20 protein-coding genes are annotated in these 19,752 nt (G+C 54.6%); 10 read left to right on the top strand and 10 right to left on the bottom strand.

Features of this window, described 5'->3' with window-relative positions; all coding sequences use genetic code 11:
• Positions 1–54: 54 nt before the first annotated feature.
• The 4 genes from ACEWZM_RS01660 to ACEWZM_RS01675 form a co-directional block, all read right to left on the bottom strand.
• Entirely contained in the window at positions 55–537 is a 483-nt protein-coding gene (locus ACEWZM_RS01660) for a hypothetical protein (RefSeq protein ID WP_414004788.1), read from the bottom strand.
• Positions 507–1,589, bottom strand: coding sequence for an agmatine deiminase family protein (locus ACEWZM_RS01665; RefSeq protein ID WP_414004789.1), 1,083 nt, complete (start codon positions 1,587–1,589; stop codon positions 507–509). Before ACEWZM_RS01665 ends, ACEWZM_RS01660 begins: the two co-directional genes overlap by 31 nt.
• A 297-nt stretch (positions 1,590–1,886) precedes the next feature.
• Positions 1,887–3,539, bottom strand: coding sequence for a sulfatase-like hydrolase/transferase (locus ACEWZM_RS01670; protein WP_414004790.1), 1,653 nt, complete (start codon positions 3,537–3,539; stop codon positions 1,887–1,889).
• On the bottom strand, positions 3,536–4,045 hold the full coding sequence (locus ACEWZM_RS01675) for a MarR family winged helix-turn-helix transcriptional regulator (protein WP_414004791.1): 510 nt from the start codon (positions 4,043–4,045) through the stop codon (positions 3,536–3,538). The genes ACEWZM_RS01670 and ACEWZM_RS01675 overlap by 4 nt, the downstream gene beginning before the upstream one ends.
• Positions 4,046–4,156: 111 nt before the next feature.
• Between ACEWZM_RS01675 and ACEWZM_RS01680 the strand changes: the two genes are divergently transcribed.
• The 7 genes from ACEWZM_RS01680 to ACEWZM_RS01710 all read left to right on the top strand — a co-directional run bounded on the left by ACEWZM_RS01680 (position 4,157) and on the right by ACEWZM_RS01710 (position 10,970).
• Entirely contained in the window at positions 4,157–4,912 is a 756-nt protein-coding gene (locus tag ACEWZM_RS01680) for a TAXI family TRAP transporter solute-binding subunit (protein ID WP_414004792.1), read from the top strand.
• Between the two features lie 102 nt (positions 4,913–5,014).
• The gene (locus ACEWZM_RS01685; protein ID WP_414004793.1) at positions 5,015–5,236 is read left to right on the top strand and encodes a hypothetical protein; all 222 of its coding nucleotides are present in this window, start codon (positions 5,015–5,017) and stop codon (positions 5,234–5,236) included.
• Positions 5,237–5,339: 103 nt separating this feature from the next.
• The gene (locus tag ACEWZM_RS01690; protein ID WP_414004794.1) at positions 5,340–7,643 is read left to right on the top strand and encodes a TRAP transporter permease; all 2,304 of its coding nucleotides are present in this window, start codon (positions 5,340–5,342) and stop codon (positions 7,641–7,643) included.
• A 165-nt stretch (positions 7,644–7,808) separates the two neighbouring features.
• On the top strand, positions 7,809–8,078 hold the full coding sequence (locus ACEWZM_RS01695) for a glutaredoxin family protein (RefSeq protein WP_414004795.1): 270 nt from the start codon (positions 7,809–7,811) through the stop codon (positions 8,076–8,078).
• A 290-nt stretch (positions 8,079–8,368) separates the two neighbouring features.
• Positions 8,369–9,007, top strand: coding sequence for a TetR/AcrR family transcriptional regulator (locus tag ACEWZM_RS01700; protein ID WP_414004796.1), 639 nt, complete (start codon positions 8,369–8,371; stop codon positions 9,005–9,007).
• A gap of 89 nt (positions 9,008–9,096) precedes the next feature.
• Entirely contained in the window at positions 9,097–9,768 is a 672-nt protein-coding gene (locus ACEWZM_RS01705) for a hypothetical protein (RefSeq protein ID WP_414004797.1), read from the top strand.
• A gap of 278 nt (positions 9,769–10,046) precedes the next feature.
• Positions 10,047–10,970, top strand: a complete 924-nt coding sequence (locus ACEWZM_RS01710; RefSeq protein WP_414004798.1) for a hypothetical protein — start codon at positions 10,047–10,049, stop codon at positions 10,968–10,970.
• Positions 10,971–11,256: 286 nt separating this feature from the next.
• Here ACEWZM_RS01710 and ACEWZM_RS01715 read toward each other — a convergent pair whose 3' ends face one another.
• On the bottom strand, positions 11,257–12,459 hold the full coding sequence (locus tag ACEWZM_RS01715) for a multidrug effflux MFS transporter (RefSeq protein WP_414004799.1): 1,203 nt from the start codon (positions 12,457–12,459) through the stop codon (positions 11,257–11,259).
• Between the two features lie 720 nt (positions 12,460–13,179).
• Here ACEWZM_RS01715 and ACEWZM_RS01720 point away from each other — a divergent pair.
• Complete coding sequence (locus ACEWZM_RS01720; protein ID WP_414004800.1) at positions 13,180–14,280, top strand: hypothetical protein; 1,101 nt, start codon at positions 13,180–13,182, stop codon at positions 14,278–14,280.
• 459 nt (positions 14,281–14,739) lie between these two features.
• Here ACEWZM_RS01720 and ACEWZM_RS01725 read toward each other — a convergent pair whose 3' ends face one another.
• The 3 genes from ACEWZM_RS01725 to ACEWZM_RS01735 form a co-directional block, all read right to left on the bottom strand.
• Positions 14,740–15,339, bottom strand: coding sequence for a short chain dehydrogenase (locus tag ACEWZM_RS01725; RefSeq protein ID WP_414004801.1), 600 nt, complete (start codon positions 15,337–15,339; stop codon positions 14,740–14,742).
• A complete protein-coding gene (locus ACEWZM_RS01730) occupies positions 15,330–15,698 on the bottom strand; it encodes a MerR family transcriptional regulator (protein WP_414004802.1) in 369 nt (122 codons plus the stop codon). The genes ACEWZM_RS01725 and ACEWZM_RS01730 overlap by 10 nt, the downstream gene beginning before the upstream one ends.
• A gap of 529 nt (positions 15,699–16,227) precedes the next feature.
• Positions 16,228–17,115: a LysR family transcriptional regulator gene (locus ACEWZM_RS01735; RefSeq protein ID WP_414004803.1), complete on the bottom strand. Its 888-nt coding sequence runs from the start codon at positions 17,113–17,115 to the stop codon at positions 16,228–16,230.
• Positions 17,116–17,215: 100 nt separating this feature from the next.
• Here ACEWZM_RS01735 and ACEWZM_RS01740 point away from each other — a divergent pair, with 100 nt between their 5' ends.
• A complete protein-coding gene (locus ACEWZM_RS01740; RefSeq protein WP_414004804.1) occupies positions 17,216–17,575 on the top strand; it encodes a VOC family protein in 360 nt (119 codons plus the stop codon).
• Positions 17,572–18,438 (top strand): SDR family oxidoreductase, encoded by an 867-nt coding sequence (locus ACEWZM_RS01745; protein ID WP_414004805.1) that lies wholly within the window; start codon positions 17,572–17,574, stop codon positions 18,436–18,438. The genes ACEWZM_RS01740 and ACEWZM_RS01745 overlap by 4 nt, the downstream gene beginning before the upstream one ends.
• A 93-nt stretch (positions 18,439–18,531) precedes the next feature.
• Here the strand turns inward: ACEWZM_RS01745 and ACEWZM_RS01750 are convergent, their stop codons facing one another.
• Together ACEWZM_RS01750 and ACEWZM_RS01755 are read right to left on the bottom strand one after the other, a co-directional pair.
• On the bottom strand, positions 18,532–18,984 hold the full coding sequence (locus ACEWZM_RS01750) for a DUF2267 domain-containing protein (RefSeq protein WP_414004806.1): 453 nt from the start codon (positions 18,982–18,984) through the stop codon (positions 18,532–18,534).
• 141 nt (positions 18,985–19,125) lie between these two features.
• Positions 19,126–19,743 carry an NAD(P)-dependent oxidoreductase gene (locus tag ACEWZM_RS01755; RefSeq protein WP_414004807.1) on the bottom strand — a complete coding sequence of 206 codons (618 nt, stop codon included), beginning with the start codon at positions 19,741–19,743 and terminating at the stop codon, positions 19,126–19,128.
• Between the last annotated feature and the right edge of the window lie 9 nt (positions 19,744–19,752).

The raw sequence follows: 19,752 nt of genomic DNA on the forward strand, positions 1-19,752 counted from the left end.
TGGCTCAGTGTCGGGTACCGCCGATGAGTTCACCCTAGAGACTGGCGAAGTACGTCATTGTGATAGGCAGCTTGCTACCCCATCACAGGTTGTTGCGCGAAACTGCAGCAACAAACGCGCCGTTTCATCAGTCGCGCCAAGCGGCGCGTTTTCTGAGCAGAGATAGCCTTTGTGGCTCTCCAATTGGATCAGAAACGTTTCATCCCAGCCATCGCTCACAGCAAGCATCTGCTCAGCTGAATAGAGCAAATGATCAACAAAAGCGGCATAAGCTCCACCCTGGTTGGAAGCGATCAATTGGCATCCATCCATCGGACGCGAAAATTGCGGGCTTGCTACGGCAAGTACAAGATGGCCGCGATACGCCTCCCGCGCAGATTGCTCCCTTTGCAGCCGGTCGGCTTCATCCAGCTGGATGGTGACACCAATCAGCGCACCAACCGCTACGACTGCCGTTATACAGGCGGCGATGGCCTCGATGGGCGAGGCATTGCGCGACAGCCACGTCACGTGGCTGGCATCTGCTGCGTTGCGCAATGAATACCGCCGCCCATTTCGCCCAGCGGATCGACATTCAACGTCACAATCTCACGGCCCGGATAGTGACGTGTCAGCGCCTCAGCCGCTATTTGATCGGCTTTGGGGTCGCCAAACTGCGCAGCGATCACGCCGTCGTTGCAAACGTAGTAGTTGGCATAAGATGCGACAAAATCGATGCTGCGCACGCGGCGCCGATTTGGTTCTGGGATAACCTCAACCTCCAGCCCTTCCGCTACCAAACGATCATGGGTGTTGAGCGCAGCAAAGTGGAACGGATCGGTCATGTCAGGTCTGTCTGGCAGGTTAATCAATACGCGGCCCGGCCCTGTGAAACGGGCAAGACTGTCAATGTGGTAGTCGGTGATGTCTTCCCCCCAGACACCTTCTGACCAAATCAGCCGGTCGGCACCATAGGCTGCGAGCAGCCGCGTTTCGACCTCGCTACGGGACAAACCCGGATTGCGGTTCTCGTTGACCCAGCTGCTCTCGTGCGCAAGCAGTAAGCCATGGCCGTCTTGTTCGACGCCCCCCGCCTCACCGGTCAACCCTGTTGGCAACAGCTCTAGCTCAAGCCGATCAGCCACACGTGCCGCAATTTGACTGTCACGGCGGTTGACTTGTTTTTCGCCCCAACCATTGAACTGAATATGGCTCACGGCAAGGTCACCCGCCGCGTTCACAGCAAAAATCGGGCCGGCATCACGGCACCAGAGATCCTCGGTCGGAATATCCCACAGCTCCACTGCGCCGGACAGTTTACGTCTTGCCCCGGCGTGATCCTCATTTGCCGCCAACATCGTCACCGGCTCAAACGCTGAAATCGCGTTTGCAACATCGGCAACTGTCTGCTGCACCATATCCAGAAAAACCGGATCAGGATGCACGCCACGATTGACGGGCCATTGCATGAATGTGCGCTGGTGCGGAGCTTCTTCCGGCGGGACAGAATATCCGAACCCACTACCAATGCCAGTGCCAGCCCTTCCTCTAGCGGATAGACCCATCAAACCCAAAGCCCCCCCTGTCAGTAGAACGTCACGTCGATGCATAATACAAAATCTTTCGCAATTTCCTGAGGCTACGCACCCTAACTACACCACCCGCAAACGATCGAAAACCTGTCTCGTCCTCTTCGAAGAGAATTGCAGTCAACACGAACATACCGCGTTCGAACCGCCTAATAACGGCTTGAGCGCACCATCAATCGCAGGCATCAGATTGCAAATCAGCGGGTCGATTGGATGTCGCCGGAGCTGTGCCGAAAACCTGCACAGCATTTGGCTGACCTTCAGCCAGCTTGTACGCGAGAGCAAAGCTGGAAAACCGCGCCCTCGCCATAGCAGGCGTCAGCTTTCGGGACGCCCCAGCGGCTCCAGACTGCTAAAGGGTTTGCCGGTGGCCTGTTCATATTCCTGTTCGTCCCAGAACCCGATCAGAATTCCGCCCTCCGCGGCGATTTTTTGACGCGCAAGTACAGCCGGTGTCGCTGTGATACGCGTATGATGACGCCGTGCCCAATCCAGCAACGCCGCCTCCATCCGGGCTCGTACCTCTACGTGCTCGGGCTGATCAGAGGCCCCAAGATCGCTTAGCTCCTGTGGGTCGGTTTTCTGGTCAAAAAGCACCGGGCGGAAGCCCTCGCAGCGAACGTATTTCCAACGACCGTCAAAGATCATCACCGTGTGGGCATGTTCTTGTGCTACCCCCAGCTCGCGGGCCATATCGGACCAGTGGTAGTCGTGCTCGCTGATCGCATAACGCCTGGAAAATCCGTCAGTTCCATTCAGGATCGGGGTTAAATCGCGCCCCTCAATGATATGTGGTTTGGCCTCGCAACCAAGCGCGTTCATAAATGTTGGCGCCAGATCAATCATCTCGATCAGCTCTTCGCAGGTAGACCCGCGCGAGGCGTTTGCGTCCGGACGGGGATCTGCGATGATCAGTGGCACCTTGGCGGCGACATCGTGATAGAAATCCTTGTCGCCCATCCAGTGATCACCCATGTAGTCGCCGTGATCTGACGTGAACGCAATGATGGTATTGTCACTCAGGCCTGCCTCATCCATCCAGGCAAACAAACGGCCAAGGTTATCATCCAGCTGCTTAATCAACCCCATATAGGCCGGGATCACATGTTCACGAACGTGATCACGTGCAAAGCTGCGACATACGCGGGCATTCAGATAGGCCCCCAACAGGGGATGGTCAGTGTTGCGCTCAGCGTCTGAGCGGATGGGATCAACGACGTGTTCCGCACCATACATATCGTGATAGGGTTCAGGTACGATATAGGGCCAATGCGGTTTGATGTAGGACAGATGGCACATCCAAGGCCGCCCATCTGCCGTGGCCTCGGTCATGAAATAAATGGCACGATCCGTCATATAGGCAGTCTCAGAGTGCTCTTCCGGCACATCAGCAGGCAAACGTGAATTTTTAAGAAGCCAGGCCGAGAGCCGTTCGCCATTCTCGTCTAAGCCCGAGTTGGCAAAATCGCCCCAGGGATTATCCGATTTGAAGCCGTTTTTCACCAGATAGTCGTCATACGCAGACCAGTTTTGTCGCGCACTGTCCGGGTGTAGCCCATCGTCGCGCTCATAGGGTTCAAAACCACATTCAGACCGGCTGACACCAATTGTGCTATCGGGGTCGATACCAAGCCAGGCCATACCCTCCTTGTCGGCTACCATATGGGTTTTTCCAACCAATACGGCCCGCGCACCTGCCTCTCGCAGATGGTCGCCCAGTGTCGGCTCCCCTACCCGCAGTGGCATGCCATTCCATGTTGACCCGTGGCTGCGCACATAACGGCCCGTATAGGCAGACATCCGCGACGGCCCACATACCGGCGATTGGATATAAGCCTTGTTGAACTGCACCCCACGCTTGGCCAGCGCATCAATGTGCGGTGTGTGCAAATGCGGATGACCGTAGCAGCTCAGATAGTCAAACCGCAGCTGGTCGGCCATTATCCACAAAACATTCGGGCGTTTGGTCATTGGTCTTTCTCCTCTTCCAGCAGCTCATCAACAGGGAGCCGAAGAAAATCTTCGAACCGATCAATGAAGGCTGCAAATTGCTGGAGTTCTTCTGCGGTAAAGGCGCGCCTTAGTCCTTCCCGTCGCTGTTTCATAATAGGGGCCGTCTGCGCATAGGCAGCCTGCCCCGCATCCGTCAATGTCACGTTCATCTGGCGGCCGTCGATCTCATCTCGCTCCATGGTTACAAATCCCTTTTGCCGCATCCCCGGAAGAGCCCGGCTCAATTGGGAGTGATCAACACGCTGTATGGAGGCCATCTCTCGGATCGACAAAGGACCGGCCTCGGTGAGATCCCAAAGCACCCGCCATTCCACCACAGAAAGCCCACCAGCCCGTTGCAGAAACTTCGCGGCCTGGCTGCGGGATGCCGCATAGGCAGCAGGCATCCGGGAAAAGATATTCACATCTTCCCGAGCACGCCGCGCCTTGATCCTTTCGGACTTTGAAATGGGTGGTTTGATCATTCTCTCCTCCGAGTTCTGATAAAGCCTCAAAAGATTATACGTGACAAGTCATATACTTTTTGCAACCGTTCAGGCGCGACCGAAACAATTGGGGGGTGCATTCGTGGAGAGATGTACCATTTCGGGGAGGAAACGCATGATCAGATCTACAGTTCTCGGAGCCGCTTTGCTGCTGGTCCGGTTGCCGCATTCGCACAGCAAACACTTACAGCAGAGACAACCAGCGTTGGCTCAACCCCGCATTACATCGACACAACTTTTGCCGCTGCGTTGGAAAGTGCAGGCGTTGCAACCTTGCAGATTACCGAAGGCGCGACGCTGACCAATTCAGTCAAAGCCGTCGCCGAAGGACAGCTGGATATCGCACCTGCTCCGCTGATTCTTCCCTTCCTTTTGTCACGTGGCATCGGCCCGTATAGCGGCGTTGGCGCAGAAAAAGGCAAAGAACTGGCAGAGAATATCCGGGTGATTTTCTTTCATGCCGGATCGCATCAGATCTTTGCCTACTACAACAACAACCCTGTAGACGATATCACCAAGCTAAGCGGAAAACGCATCTGGAACGGCCCTCCGCGTGGCGCGGCGCTGACGTCGGGACGCGCCACTGTGCAATTGCTCTCAGGTCTGAAAGAAGGCGAAGGCTATGAAGGCGTGCAAACGCCCTGGCCCGATGCAATCTCGACCATTACCGGCGGTAGCGTTGATGCCTGGACTGCACCAGACGGCCTGCCCTCTGGCCGTCAAATTCGTGTTGCAGCGGCCGGTGCCACAACAATCCACGACATACCTTCTGCGCTGTACAACAGCGAACTTGGCAAGCAGATCACGGCTGCTCCTGGTCATGCACCGTTTTCGATGCCCGTCTAAGACTATCGCGCAACCTACGCAGGCAATGACATCACCATAGTCACCGATGATAACACCTTTGACAGCTACTCCACAGCCTTTGGCGAAATTGTTCCGGCAGGCATGGATGAACAGCTGGTGTTTGACATTGTCACGGCCTTCCTCGGATCGCAGGAACGATTTGAAAAAGGCGCCCCTATCGGCCCAAACCTGAACCTGACCTTTGGTGATATCGATGGCACAAGTCAGGGCGCTTGCGGTGCTGTTCAGATAAAAATGCACCCCGGTGCCATTCGGGCCTATGAAGCCGCGGGTCACTCCGTCGCTGACTGTCTGCGTCCCTAAACGTATGCGGCCCGCGCCGCAAAGCCGGGTCCCGCAGCACTTTCTCTCTTTCCCTCAATACAGGACTGGCTCCTGCCGGACCTGCCACAGATGGCGCGTTCTCATGACTGGCACGATACTCAAAACCAGACCTTTGGGTCAAAAAATTGCATTTGTATTGTCGCTGGCACTGGTGCTTGTTGGTATGGTCAACACGATGCCGGAGATTGCGGGCCTTCAGGATTGGGCCAGAGACATCACAGGTCGACCGTTCTTTCGGGTATCGGGTTTTGCGCCTGAGTATCTGTATCCTCCAGTCTTTTTGGTCATGATGGTGATTGTTGCTCTCAACGCCAGTGTGTACCGGCAGTGGAAGGAACACAGGCCACGTCTGGCTTGGCTCGGGCTGCTGCTGGGCCTTGTCCTGGGTGCATTTCTTGGCGCGCTCGGATATCTAGTCGAGATCGATAGCGTCTGTTTGTTTGACCAGATCACAGGCCAACGTGCCCGTCTTATTCAGGACGCTTCGGAACGCGCGGCCGGAGTTATTCCCGGCATGTCATTCGATGCGGAAGTCCCCGAATGTCAGGCCAGGTTTGGAGTTTGGATCCTGCCCCTTTTGATGACAATCATCGGCTTGTTCTTCACATATAATGTACGTGTCTGGGGCGCACCTTTGGTCATCGTGGCCAGCATCGTTGTGGCCTATACGATTGGCACGGCACTGATCTGGGTTTTTGATCTCTCCCAGAACAGTTTCCTTGTTACCAAGCTGGGGGCCGATGGCGGCGACGCCATGGCTGCCGCGGTACAAAAGGCCACCAATGTCTTCATCTCCTCCGATGGCATCATGGGTCGTTTCATGGATATCGTCGTTAATCAGGTCTTTCCCTACGTGATCCTTGGCGCACTTTTTGGCACCTCAGCGGGTGGAACCTCGCTGATCAAACTGGCCGTCAAACTCACACGTCGGCTGCGCGGCGGGCCTGCGCATGCGGCGATTGTATCTTCGGCCTTGTTTGGGACAATCACTGGCGGCCCTGTGACCAACGTGCTTTCTACCGGGCGCTTGACCATCCCGATGATGATCCGCAATGGGTTCAATCCACGTTTCGCCGGCGGGGTTGAGGCCGCTGCCTCATCCGGTGGGCAAATCATGCCACCGGTCATGGGGGTTGCAGCCTTTGTGTTGGTGGCGCTTACGGCCGTCCCTTACACCAAGGTTGTTATCGCAGCATTTCTGCCAGCTATGGCCTTCTTCTTCTCGATATTCCTGACGGTGATGTTTCAGGCCCGCCGGGATGGTGTCGAAGCGATGGAGGAAATTCCCGAAGATCTCATTATGGAGCCGCAGGACCGGCTCAACGTGGTCATGATCTTCGCTCCGATCCTGGTTATTTTGTTTTTGTTGCTAGGCAACAAAGATGCCGTGGCAAATGGGCCGCTCAGCTGGATCCTTTGGGATGGGGCACTTAAGACGATCATCAACGCCACCGGCGATGCCATATCAGCAGGCTGGTGGGCGGTAATTGTTCTACTCCCCCTGCTGTTGCTGGATCCAAAGACGCGCGCCAATCCCCGCAAAATCCTGCACTCTCTGGCAGAAGGCGGCATTTTGTTGTCCCGGCTGTTCCTGTTGCTCTTTGCGGTATCTATCATTTCGTCGTTTCTGAACGAAAGCGGGTTGACCGGAGAACTGACACGCGCCGTAACCGCATGGCTGGAACATGCAAAAATGCTCCATTTGTTTGGGTTCGAGATCCCGATAGTCGGTGGCATCTACCTGATGCTGGCCCTGATATGTGCAATGTTTTGTGCAATCCTTCTTGGCATGGGCATGCCCACCGTACCGGCCTACGTAAACGTCGCGCTGCTGCTTGGCCCCCTGCTCAGCAATCTTGGCGTAAGCTTTTTCACAGCACATATGTTTGTGTTCTACTTTGCCGTTGCCTCGGCCATCACCCCACCAGTTGCCATCGCAGCATTTGCTGCCGCCTCAATCGCCAATACCGAACCAATGCGCACAGGGTTCTCAGCAGTACGTGTCGGGATTGTCATGTTCGCCATCCCGTTCATTTTCGCCTGGTACCCAGAGTTACTGTTGATCGAAGAAGCCGTGACGATCACAAATGATGCCGGTCAAAACGTTCTGATCGAAGGCTATAGCGGCCAAACCGACTGGGCATGGATGGCCTTTCTCGGCGCGCGTCTCATTTTGGCCCTCTATCTCCTGGCCTCAGCCTTAACGCGCTATGACCATGCTCCGATGGGTGGACTAGAAGTAGGTGCGCGGCTCCTTGTCGTTGTTCTCATACTTTGGAAAACGGCCCTGGTGATGTGGATTGGGATCACCGCAGCCATCGTTATTTTGTGCCTTCACTATTTTTGGACGAACAGATTGCGTGAAAGCCACGCACTTCGTCCGTAACGACCCACAACCGAGGGCTCCGGAAAATAGTTAGGCCTCGCAAGAGGCCCTTTGGCACACGAGAGTGATCCAAACGACCTCTAGCCCACGTCAAAGTGATCGCTGTGACCTTGCATATAAGAACTGGCCATCCGAGATCCATCGCGAAAAAGAGGAGCGTTTCAAATGTCCAAGGCCATAGTTTATCGCATGGATTTGCCCAACTACACCTGCGGGTACGGAACGGCAGCTCTCGATCTGCTTCGTCGCGAAAAGTTCGATATTGAAGAGCATGTTCTGCGAACACGTCATGAAACGGATGCGTTCAAAGACAAGCATCACATCACGACAACACCTCTTGTATTCATCGATGGCGTGAAAATTGGCGGTTATACGGACCTTAAGAAGCACCTCAAAGCACTAAAACCGAAGCGAAAGCGTTTCTGGCAACGCTGATTGATCTAGTCTCAGGCAGCCCGACTATGCGATGGCAGGTACGCCCTAGCAATGGCCACCTGAGGATGCTCCATCAACCCTTCAGTCGCGATCATGACGCCGAACTGCCGCAAGGCAGCTTTGATCCCACTTTGACCGGTGCTGCAAAACACTCCGATGACCGCTTCGATTTTTTGCTATTGGCCGATAAAAAGTGTCGCCAGTCCCTTCATACCCTTCAATATCGGGTATTGGAGAAGTCATTGAAGATTTGTGTTGTTTATAAAATTAATAAGCGCTAATTAATTTACATGTCATCCAAACAAATATCAAAACGTGGCCGACCGCCTTTGTCCGGTAAGAAGGCAACGCCTGATCGCATTCTTGACGCTGCTCTCGAAGTGTTCTCGGAACGGGGGTTTGAAGGGGCGACGGTCCGCCAAATTGCCGCAAAGGTGGGCGTTACGGATCCAGCGCTTTACGCCCACTTCAAAGGTAAGAAAGAGATTTTTGAAGCTCTCATGCGCGAGGCAGGCCCAGGCGTTTTGATCTCTATTGCTGGGGAAGACACATTAAGACAGTTGCCACCGCAAACCGCGATCCCCGAAACGTTTGGCGCAGTCGTCGACGCGTGGACTACTCCGCGCGCCAGAGCTTTCACATCGCTGATCTTGCGCATGGGGCCCAGTGGAATAGGCACTGCCCTAAAAGAGGTGACGTTGCGTTTAAAGCCCGTTTTTACCGCGTGGCAAGCGCGCGGAGCGACGCGCCCCGACATTTCGGTTGATGTCGCTATTTGGCAAGTGATCGGGCCTCTCTCATCGCTCCGACTGACATACATGCATGGCGACGCCTCAGAACAGGACATTGCACTGGCCACCACACTTGCACGGCAACATCTTGAAGAGATGGCCCGCAGGCTGACTGCTGTTGGAGATAGTGAAAAATGAAACCGAAGAACAACGACTTAAAGATTGTCGGCCCAAAGGATCAGTTCCCCGAAGTAACCCTTATGGAGCCGGTCCAATCCGGTTACCTGATGCTGGCGCTTGAAGTGGATCGCCGTCCCCCCCTCGGATTTTTCATCCAGAGCCGTCACAAAACACGCGTGTTAAAGGGCCTCAAAGCCTTGACGCAAATGCTGCGCAGTCAAAACGACGTCCTTGATGCCACGGTCTTCAAAGCGGTGGTCGTACCCCCGGGGCGCGGCGCGTTTTTGAACAAGCGCCCGAACGTTCCGGTCGCACGGTTTGATGTCGTGATGCTTGTTGAGTTTGTGGACATTGAGGCAGCTCAACGTTTTCAGAACACAGCGCGATGGAAGGAAACCTTGGCCACAACTAGCCAGAATGCAAGGCATTCTTTTACCATTTCGGCCTCAAACACACGCCACATTGGTCCTGTCGATCATACCCGTGATGGCGTCTTTCTTTTCAACTATTTCTATGCGGACAGCTTGGAGCTTAACTTAAAAGTTTGGAACTACACCGCAGGTTGGTTCCAGGATCAAACAGGCCTCGATAACTCTACGGTCCTCTTGCCAATCGATGCGTCCGCTATTCCCTACACAATCATCAATCATTGCCGTTGGGACAGGCTACGAGACATCCTGCCCGCTATTTTGTTCAATAAAACGTTTAAGCCATTTGTCTTGGACAATTTTGAGCAGAACAACACAGCCGCGATCCCAATTCTGTATAAACGCGCATGAAAAACCGATCCCTCCCTGAACCTGTCGGCCAATCCAATTTCGCAACTGTCCTTACGATTTTGGCCTGCGCGCTTACGCTGCTTGCTGCCACATTGGTTCTAGTTGGGCGCGGCCCCGCTATACTTTTAGCTATGATCTGCGTTGTTTCCTTTGCGGCATGGCGCGTGACATTTAACACGGCCGAAAGTCAGAATTCAGGAATTCTACCCCTGTACCTGCTTGTCCCTCCCGTTTTATTGGCGTTGCATTCCGTGCGATACGCCGGAGGTTGGCCGGACATGCTCGGGCATCATCATGCGGGATGGTTCAATGCCACATTTGCCTTTACCGGCGCAAATTGGTTCGTGCTACTGGTCTGCGCGCCCGTAACGTTCATCCTGTTTGGCGGCTACTTGATCAGCACGTATAAACCCGCCGGGCAGTTTGTAGCCTGGTGGGTGGCCCTGTACGCGGTGGTAGAAGGAGTAATCCAACTCGCGCTGGGGCATTCCCACTCAAACTCAACAGTCGGGATATTGGCGGCATTATTGGGATTGGCTTTGATCAGCCTCGGGGTTCTCATGGTGCAGAAACTTCTTGCTGGAAAAGCACGAACTATGCCGAATCCGTCCCCGATGACAAACCGCGAGCGCCTGTTATGGGCCGCTGCTTTTGTTATCGCAACTGCAGTTTATGGCGTGATATTGTTCAGCCAAGCAGGCCTGTTGCCTGTGGGCATCATCGTCGGCTCTATGGTGGGTGGTTTGATTGGTTGGTGGAAAACAACATCGCGCGTCCCTGCAGACCCGTCATGGTCTGTGCCGCTAATGCTGCTCTTGCTGACGCTCTTTTACATCCATGTCGGTGAAGAGGCCCTAACGGATTTCAACGGCATGATCTCGGATATCTCAGGCGTGCCATGGTCCGATTTTGAATTCATGCTTTTGATTGGGCTTGTTGGTCCAATTGTTTGGTTCTTTGCTGCGTGGAGTCTGTGGAACAAACACCCCATCGGCAATTTCATCTTTTGGTTCTTGATCATAGGCATGATTTTAGGTGAACCCACCCATTTGCTGGTTTTCCCGGTGCTGCGCATGCAAATGCTGGGCATAGGCTACGAATATGCGTCCGGTATGTATACGGCCCTGTTCCCGATGATCCCAGCTATCCTCGCTCTCGCCAAAATTGTCGGCGACCATAGAGGGCGCAAAGCTATTGGATGAAGCGGCCAGTATTGCTTGGACAAGTGGAGGAGGAGAAGGCATTTGTCGCGCCACTGAACACGCTTCTCGAAATCTAAGCAGACGTTGACTGATTGCTGTCGAATGGCTCCTTTGCCCCGCACTGCCGCCGCTGCAAAGCCGCGAGATCTGGCGGCATGACTGAGGGTCGATGCCGCATGCGCTCAGGGAAAAGCCGCCCTTCGCCGCAAGAGCAGCCTCAAATCAGGGTCGAACGGTCCAGACGCGGACGAAGGGTGAATTCGCTGCGACCGCACGAACGACCGCCTTACTCATTCGCACATTGCGCTGCCCTTTGCCTGAGCCACGATGCCCAGGTGGCGAAACCCAAGCCCAAGCCGGATGCAGCAAGCATCAATGCAAGCAGCGTTTGCGCGCCATTGATTTCGGTCACAGCTGTGCCTGTCGCCGCAGTCAAAATGGCCCCTCCAGCAACGATCAACGCGCCACTTAGCCCTGCGGCACTGCCGGCAAGTTCCGGTCGCACGGACATCGCACCAGCATTGCTACCGGGCATTGTGATCCCATTTCCGAGGCCCACGAATATCGTGCTCGCAAAGAAGGTTTGTGGCGATGTGATGCCCAAAGCCAAGACGAGCAGACCTCCAACAAGCCCGATACAGGCTATGACCCGGCCCGCAATCATCATGGTTGTCGGCTCAAAGCCTTTGCCAAAACGCCCGGCAATGAAGCCACCTAACATGAACCCGACCGTTATTGTTCCTATGTAGAATCCAAGCTCGGCCGTCGAAATTTCAAAGACGGTTTGGGCCACAAGCGGAGCACCCGTCAGGAAGATGTAGAACGCACCAACCGAGAAAGTGCCGCAGAGTGCGTAAGCCCAGAACAGCGGTTCGCGCAAAAGGGATGTCGTGCCTGGCACTGGCGTGCCGGGATCACTGTCCCGGTCCCGCTTGGTTTCGCCCAAGTCCAACCAACACAAAATAAGCAGGCCAAATCCTGAAGCGGCATAGAAAGCGAAGATGGATCGCCATCCCAGAAATGTGTCCAGCACACCTCCTAACATCGGACCAACCATCGGGGCGATTGCCATGATCATTCCGACGTAACCGATCAGGCTCACAGCCTCTCGCTCTGATCTCGTGTCCCGGACGATGGCGAGAGACAGGGCGTATCCGCCGATTATTCCGCCTTGAAGCATCCGGGACAACAAAAACACCTCAACGCTTTGAGCAAGAGCGCAGCCCACCGACGCAAATGCAAAGACCAGCAATGCCCCCAACAGGACTGGCCGTCTGCCGATCCGGTCCGACATGGGGCCGATGATCAGTTGAATGATGGCCGTAATGGCCAGATACCCCGAGACCGCCAAACTCACCGTTCCATAGTCTATTTCAAGATCGACAGCGATGTTCGCCAGTGAAGGCAAAAACATATTGAGAGACATAGGCGAGAACCCAGTCAGGAGTATCAGCGTGAGCAAATGCGGTGGTGTTTTTGCACGGTACATTTTGAAGTTCTCAGGTCTAGAAACAAAAAAAGCCCCCGAAGATTTCGGGGGCGCATGGAAACGGATATGGAAACCCTTATCGGACCATGCACCTCTTGCTGACTACGACGACGAATTTAAACGACATGGCGTTTCTCCTCTGATGATGAGCTTAGTCAGACAGTTCTGCCTTGGCAATCTGAAAAGCCGCCGTTCTTGAAACATGCAGCATTCGGAACTTTGGGCTCAAAGTCGACTTGCGGCAGTTCGGCAGCAGGTCAGCTGCGCGATCGTATTTAGTTTTACATGCCTGAGGGCCGCAGGCAGCCCAAACAAGACCTTCGTACCCGGCGTAGCGCGCACTCCGCTGCAAGCGCGAAGCATGTGCGCCATTTTTCCCGAAAGCTGCCATTCAGCAGGCGGTGGCGGCCCTGGCTGATGCCGCGGTCAGCACCAAGTGCAGCAATGCGCAGATAGCGACCTTTGCAAAGTCGTGAAATCTGCCAGCCGGACGGCGGTCCCATGCTGCACGAGCAACGGATGGAGCAGACCTTCGCCGCAAGTGCAGCCACCAACCATCATCGAACGGACGGGACGCGGGACAGAGTTAGCTTTCGCTGCTGCTGCACTAATGACTGCTTCCTTTGATTTGGGCCAATGTCCTCAAAGGATCGGTAATCGACTTCAAATACGTGGTTCGACCACTTAGGTTGATAACAACGAGGCCAAGGAACCATCGAATTGCCAGATACACCTACTACGGGCGAACGGCTAAGCAGTTTAGATCAACTTGCTGCGATGGTCGAAAATCGATCCCTAACTGACTATGAGTTCAAGCGAGCGACAGGATCGCTGGCCCAAGACTTGAAATTTGTTTCTGATGCCATGCGCCGCGACCCTGACGTCTGGCGAATGAACCGGGCATTTCATGCAGTTCACATACCAAGTTTGCTGGCGATTATGTCGATGCTGGACGATATCGATGACATGAAGTCGATCAGCGAAGACGAACGGCATCAGCTTTACAGTTCAATCCATCGCGCCACACAGCTTGCCTCCTCTGCGCGGGAACAGATTGAAAAATCTGTGCTTACGGAGGCCAAGGTCGAACTCAGCGTGCTTGCCAATTATGCACCAACCAGCCCTCTGGAATTTAAGAAAGCGTCGTTGTTCGAGCGAACACGCGACGGTGTTTTGTCGGCCTGCAACACTACCTTGCAAAGGGCTAAGAGCAGTGTTGAAACCGCACCAAATGTGATTGGGGCGCTAAAAGATGGAGTTTTGACATCTCTCGATCGCGCACACGCGGTCCAGACGCTCGCATCCAATTTGCAGCAGACACTGGCTGGAATGGTGTCAGACAGTGTTACCAAACCTATCGGCATGCGACTTCAGGCAAGCGGCAAGGCGCTAACTCATGGGGCTGGTGCCGGAGTCGGGCTTGGGGTAATGGCAGCCGTCTTGTTTCCCCCGTTGGTTCCGGTCAGTGCCGGAGCGGGAATTCTGGTGGCGATGCGGTCTTGGCGAACAGAAATGCAAAAAGCGCGAGCCCTTCATGGGCAAGAGCGTGAAGAACGTATTGCTGAGCTTCAGGCAGAAAGGTCAGCGGCTCTTCTTCAACTGACTATGGGCGCCTCTTCAGTACAGATGGAAACAGAAGAGCTGAGCCTGACTCTGGATGCCGAAACAGGAGAAGCAGACGCGCTTATTTTGAAAGGAGAGCATGCCGGGCGAACATGGTCCGATCTGTCTCCGCTTGAGAGAGCCGAAACCGTTTCATTGTTTGCTCAAGGAGCCGATGCCCTCCTAAAAATTCTCGAAATTGGGAACGAAGGCCTCTAGCTTTTACAAGAAGCCGCCGTTCATGCGTCTCGCAGCATTGGTGGATATGGGCTCATTGCTGCCTTGCGGCGATGCACCAGCAGGCTTGCAGCGCGCGCGCACATGTTCCCGGTCCTCAGAGGACGCCAGCCAGCCCAAGGTCGACATTCATTCAAGGCGCAGCAAATGCTCTGCTGCGGGCGCGAATAATCAGGCCAAACTTCCCATTAGCTGACCTTCAGGTTTGCTTCTCTTTTCAGGACAATGCTGCGGTCAGCACCAAGGGCAGCAATGCGCAGATAGCACCCTTTGCAAAGTCGCGAGATCAGGCGGCTTGACTGAGGGTCTATGCCGCATGCGCGCCGGGAAAAGCCGCCCTTCGCCGCAAGAGCAGCCTCAAATCAGGGTCGAACGGTCCAGACACGGACTAACTGTCGTTTCGCTGCAACTGGGCCAATGGCTGGTTTCGTCAATTGCCTGTCAATCGACAATAACGACTTTCCCTGTCAAAGCACCCTCGACGCACTTCGCATAGGCCAACCCAACATGATGCGACAACACAGGTTTATGCCCTTGAAACCACGCACCATAGCGCGAGGCTGACACGTCCAGCATTCCGGGGCTGACGACGTTGACCCTCTGGCTACGCGGCATCTCTATTGCAGCGCTTTTGACAAACCCCGCCAGCGCCCCATTCGCGGTCGCTGCATTCGCGCCCATGCGAATCGGGTCGCGATCCAGGACGCCGCTGGTCAGGGTAAACGATCCACCATCGGCAATAACGTCCAACCCAGCGAGGACCAGATTCACCTGTCCCATGACTTTTTGGCGAAGACCGACCATGAAGGTTTCCTGATCCATCTCGGCCAAGGGCGCGAATGTTGCATCCCCTGCACAGGACACAACGGCCTCGAAGTCGCCTACCGCCGCATAGAGTGATTTCACCGCGTTCAGATCGCCCACATCGACTTGGTAATCCCCGCCGGAGCGACCAACGGTGATGATTTCGTGTCTTTGCTCAAGCTCCTTACGGGCGGCTTGTCCGATATCGCCTGTCGCACCAACTAAGACTATTCGCATGTCTGATCCTTCATTATCTCATCGTATCTTTGCAATTTCTGTTTCAGAATTGCGTGGCACTGGTCCAATTCTTCTTGTCGGTCTACAAGGCTTTGCCTGTGTGCCAATAGTGCCGCTTTGCGCTCGGGAATTGTTTCGTCGCCCGATGCGTAAAGCTCCGCAAAAGCGCGCATTTCCTCCATGGGCATCCCTGTTGCGCGCAATGATGCCAGCAATGCTAGCCAATCAGCATTCGTTTTAGAAAATACGCGCTTTCCATCAGGGCCGCGCTCGATGAACGGACACAGTCTAGATTTCTCATAGAAACGTATTGTGGAAATGCTGAGCCCCGTGCTTTCAGCAACTTCTGATATTTTCATGTGATCCGCTTTCTGTTCACTCTCATACGGACCTAAAGCTACTTTAGGTCAAGCGGGATTATCAGGCATGATCGCATGAACAGCCATTCGTTCATATCGCAGCATCAGGTAAAGTGGGCTCAAAGCGGACTTGCGGCAGTTCGGCAGCAGGTCAGCAGCGCGATCGCATTTAGTTTTACAGGCCTGAGGGCCGCAGGGCAGCCCAAGGTCGACATTCATCCAAGGCGCAGAAAATGCTCTGCTGCGGGCGCGAATAATCTGGCCAAACTTCCCGTTAGCGGACCTTCAGGTTTGCTTCTCTTTTCAGGACAAGGCTGCGCCTGGCATGGATGTCAGTGACGCGCAGAAAGCACCCTTTGCAAAGTCGCGAGATCTGGCGGCATGACTGAGGGTCGATGCCGCATGCGTACAGGGAAAGCCGCCCTTCGCCGCAAGAGCAGCCTCAAATCAGGGTCGAACGGCCCAGACGCGGGACGAACCGGTCATCGGGAAGAAACAGCCGAATGTCTGTTTGTCTTTCTCAACAGCGCTAGGATTTTATCCGCGTGGCGACAATATCGAGAAATAGGCGTGCCAGTTTTGACAGTAACCCATCTCCGGAGTGAACGGCATAAAGCTTGATTTCAGGAAAACGCCAGTCTGGCATGACCTCGACCAACTGCCCGGCTTGCAGCGCACCCTGGCACAACGGTTTTGGCAATTCACCGATACCCTGACCGGCAAGAACAGCCGCTTTGATTGCAGCGTAGTCATTGATCGCAAGTTCGGGCTGGAAACTGATCTCTTCGGTTTTCGTGCCTTTCGACAAGGACCAAGTGACTTTCCGCCTTGTACTGAACCCAAACCCTATGCGCCTGTGATCGGCAAGGTTTTCTGGCTCCATCGGCAGTGCATTGATAGCCGCGTAATCGGGCGTTGCAACCAGCCGATGGCGATGCCGCATGATTGTGCGGGATACCAAATCCGGTTGGGTTGGAGGCGCGACCCGAAACGAAATGTCAACATTGTCATCAACAAGGTCTAACATACGCTCCGACACCAGCACCCGCAAATGTGCCTTCGGATAACGGAGTTGGAAGGTCTCGATTGCAGTCAGAAAAACGCACTCGCACAGGTTTGGCGGCATCGTGACCGTAACGGTCCCGGCTGTGTCGGTGCGCCGATCATTCATGACTCTGTTTGCATGAGCCAGCGTTTCCAGCCCCTTGCGGCAGAGGTTGTAGTAGGTTTCGCCCGCATCCGTCAGCCTGATCTGTCGTTTGCTGCGATCAATCAAGCGAGTGCCCAGACTGGCTTCAAGTTCAGATACCTTGCGGCTAACGGTGGACAGCGGAGCATTTAGGGCGCGTCCAGCCTCAGTAAAGCTCATTAAACGGGCGACTTCTGCAAAAACAGTAATGGCATCCAGCTGCATCATGTCACTTCCAAATTTGGGATTATAGTTTCAGTCTTATCCATTTCTTCTGTAAACGGAAGTGTTAGCTTGGTGTGAATTACAAACACACGAGGACAGCCTGATGCCCCACGAGGACAAAACGATAAACTATGTCGAGTTTCCGCTAACCGACCCTGCTGCGACAAAACGGTTCTACGAAACCGTTTTCGGATGGGAATTTCAGGAATGGGGCCCGAAATACCTGAGCTTCAGCGGCGCGGGTCTTGATGGAGGGTTCAACGGCGAAGACGGAACGCCTGTGCAAAGCCCTGGTGTGTTGGTCATTCTGTTCTCGGAAGATCTGGAAACAGCTCTTGGGGAAGTCAAAGCCGCCGGAGGAAAGATACTCCGAGATGTTTACAGCTTCCCGGGAGGGCGTCGGTTCCACTTCGCCGACCCCAACGGTAACGAGCTTGCCATTTGGGCCGAGGTGGCGGAATGACGTTTCTGGTAACGGGTGCCACGGGCACCATTGGGTCGGAGGTTCTGCGCCTCTTTGCTGAGCGCGGGGTGTCCGATATCCGCGCTTTGGTACACAACTCTGACAAGGTCGGACAAGTTGAAGCGAAAGGCATGTCCGCGGTGGTCGGTGCGTTTGAGGATGAGATAGCTGTGGCCACTGCGATGGCGGATGTCGAAACCGTCATCTTGATTACGCCCGCCGATCCCTCGGCTGAAATCCATGCCTCCAATGTGAAAAAGGCCGCCCGCGCTGCGGGTGTGCAACGGATCGTCAGGGTGTCTGCAATCAAGGCTGATCCAAATGGGCCGACAAACAACACGCGAGCGCATGGAAAAACCGAGGCAGAGCTGATCGAAAGCGGTATGGGATATGTCATGCTGCGACCCAATTTGTTTATGCAAAACCTCTTCATGGCCGCGGATCAGATTAGTCAACAAGGGCAGTTCTCTTTCGCAATGGGCAATGGCCGCATGGGGATGATTGACACCCGCGACATCGCGGCATGTGCCGTGGCCTGTACTGTTTCGGATCAGTGGGATGGCGAGACCTATGAGCTGACAGGGCCAGCAACAATCAGCTATTTCGACGTGGCTGATGTCTTGAGCGAATTACGTGGCAAGCCAACGGCCTATCAACCGGTTTCACCAGAAAACATCTATGCGATGATCGAAGGTGCTGGTTGGGGCGAATGGATGGCTGCTTTGGCCAGAGACTATGGACAAGCCTACGCATCGGGCTGGGGTGACTTCACAACCGACAACGTGAAGAAAATCACCGGAACGTCGCCACGCTCAATCCGAGCCTTTGCATCAGAGGTGTTTTTGCCTGCGTTAACTGGATAGAATCTCTGGCACGATTGATTTAATGCCCACACACAGATGTCGGTTGTTGCATAGGCAAGGCTATGAGCCATCTGGAAAGCCATTGCGCCACAGCTAGACGATCCGTTGTTCAAGTTCAGCAGGATCGTCTACATCGACGTGCCAAAAAGCGACGGCGTCGTCGGGCAATTGCGTCAACACACGCTCGAAGTCTTTCTTGTTGGTATAGCGACGGATGGCCCAAGCGGTTGCTTCAATCGCATTGTTGGGTGTCAAATTGTGGTTCACCCGGACTCGCTTTACCTCGTCAATCAGTGCGTTTCGCGAAGGAAAAGGCACCGCAGGTTTCGTAACGTCCCACCCGCTTACAAAGATTGCACGAAGTACGCTCGGTAGCACGCTTGCGAAATCCAGGCCTTCCTGCGCGGTCAATCGACGTCGAAACACCTGCAATACCGCGTCGACGGCTGTGTAGGTCATATTGTCGGAGTCCAGCGACATGCGCTCTTTGGCATCCGCAAGAAAGGCACGCCATTCTTTGGATGCGTGCCGATATGTCCACGGCATGGGCATTGGCAATCCTGTCTCCATTTCATTTCAGTTACCAATTAGCCTATTGGGATTGTTCACAAAGTGTCGAGCTACAATCAATAGGTTGAACCGGCCGTGGCAGCAGTTGCGCCAATCACGTTTTTGCGGATTTATTGCCTAACAACATAGTCCAACAATTTTTTGATCGTGTCTGGCGCTCGAAGCTTCGGAGTGCAGAAAACTGGCCACTGCCGCGCGGGAGATTGAATTCCCCCCTCTGGCCCTACGACCTTCGGCGAATTGGTAGACGTCGGTGGGATTTGAGTTCAGGAACCCAACGCGGGCGATACACCAGTTCAAATCGGACACGCGAATAGTCTCCTCCATCGCCTTGGCCTCACGTGCATTATTGCCTGCAATAGTCCCTAAAACTCGATCGAACAAGCCGCGCGGTGGGAACAGCAAAGCCGTTGAGATCACAAGCAGCCGGTTCACCTCGCTGCGTTCCATCGCCGCAATGATGGACGTGGCGGATTGAGAGTAGATTTTGCAAGCCGCCTTTCGCGGGGAACGTGGCCCAAGCGTTGAGATCACGACATCATGTGAAGGGAGGAGCGCGGCCACAGTCTTGGGGTCGCAAACGTCGCCTGCGTGAACCGTCAGGTTATCGTCTTGAATATCAACAAGCTTGCTCACGTCGCGCACCAACGCCGTTACTTTATCCCCTGCCGCGAGCGCGAGTTTCAACACTTCGCGCCCTGTTCGTCCATTTGCACCTAGTAAAACGATCTTCATGTTGTGCCC

This window comes from Phaeobacter cretensis, assembly GCF_047372505.1.
In the GTDB taxonomy this organism is placed as follows: domain Bacteria; phylum Pseudomonadota; class Alphaproteobacteria; order Rhodobacterales; family Rhodobacteraceae; genus Phaeobacter; species Phaeobacter cretensis.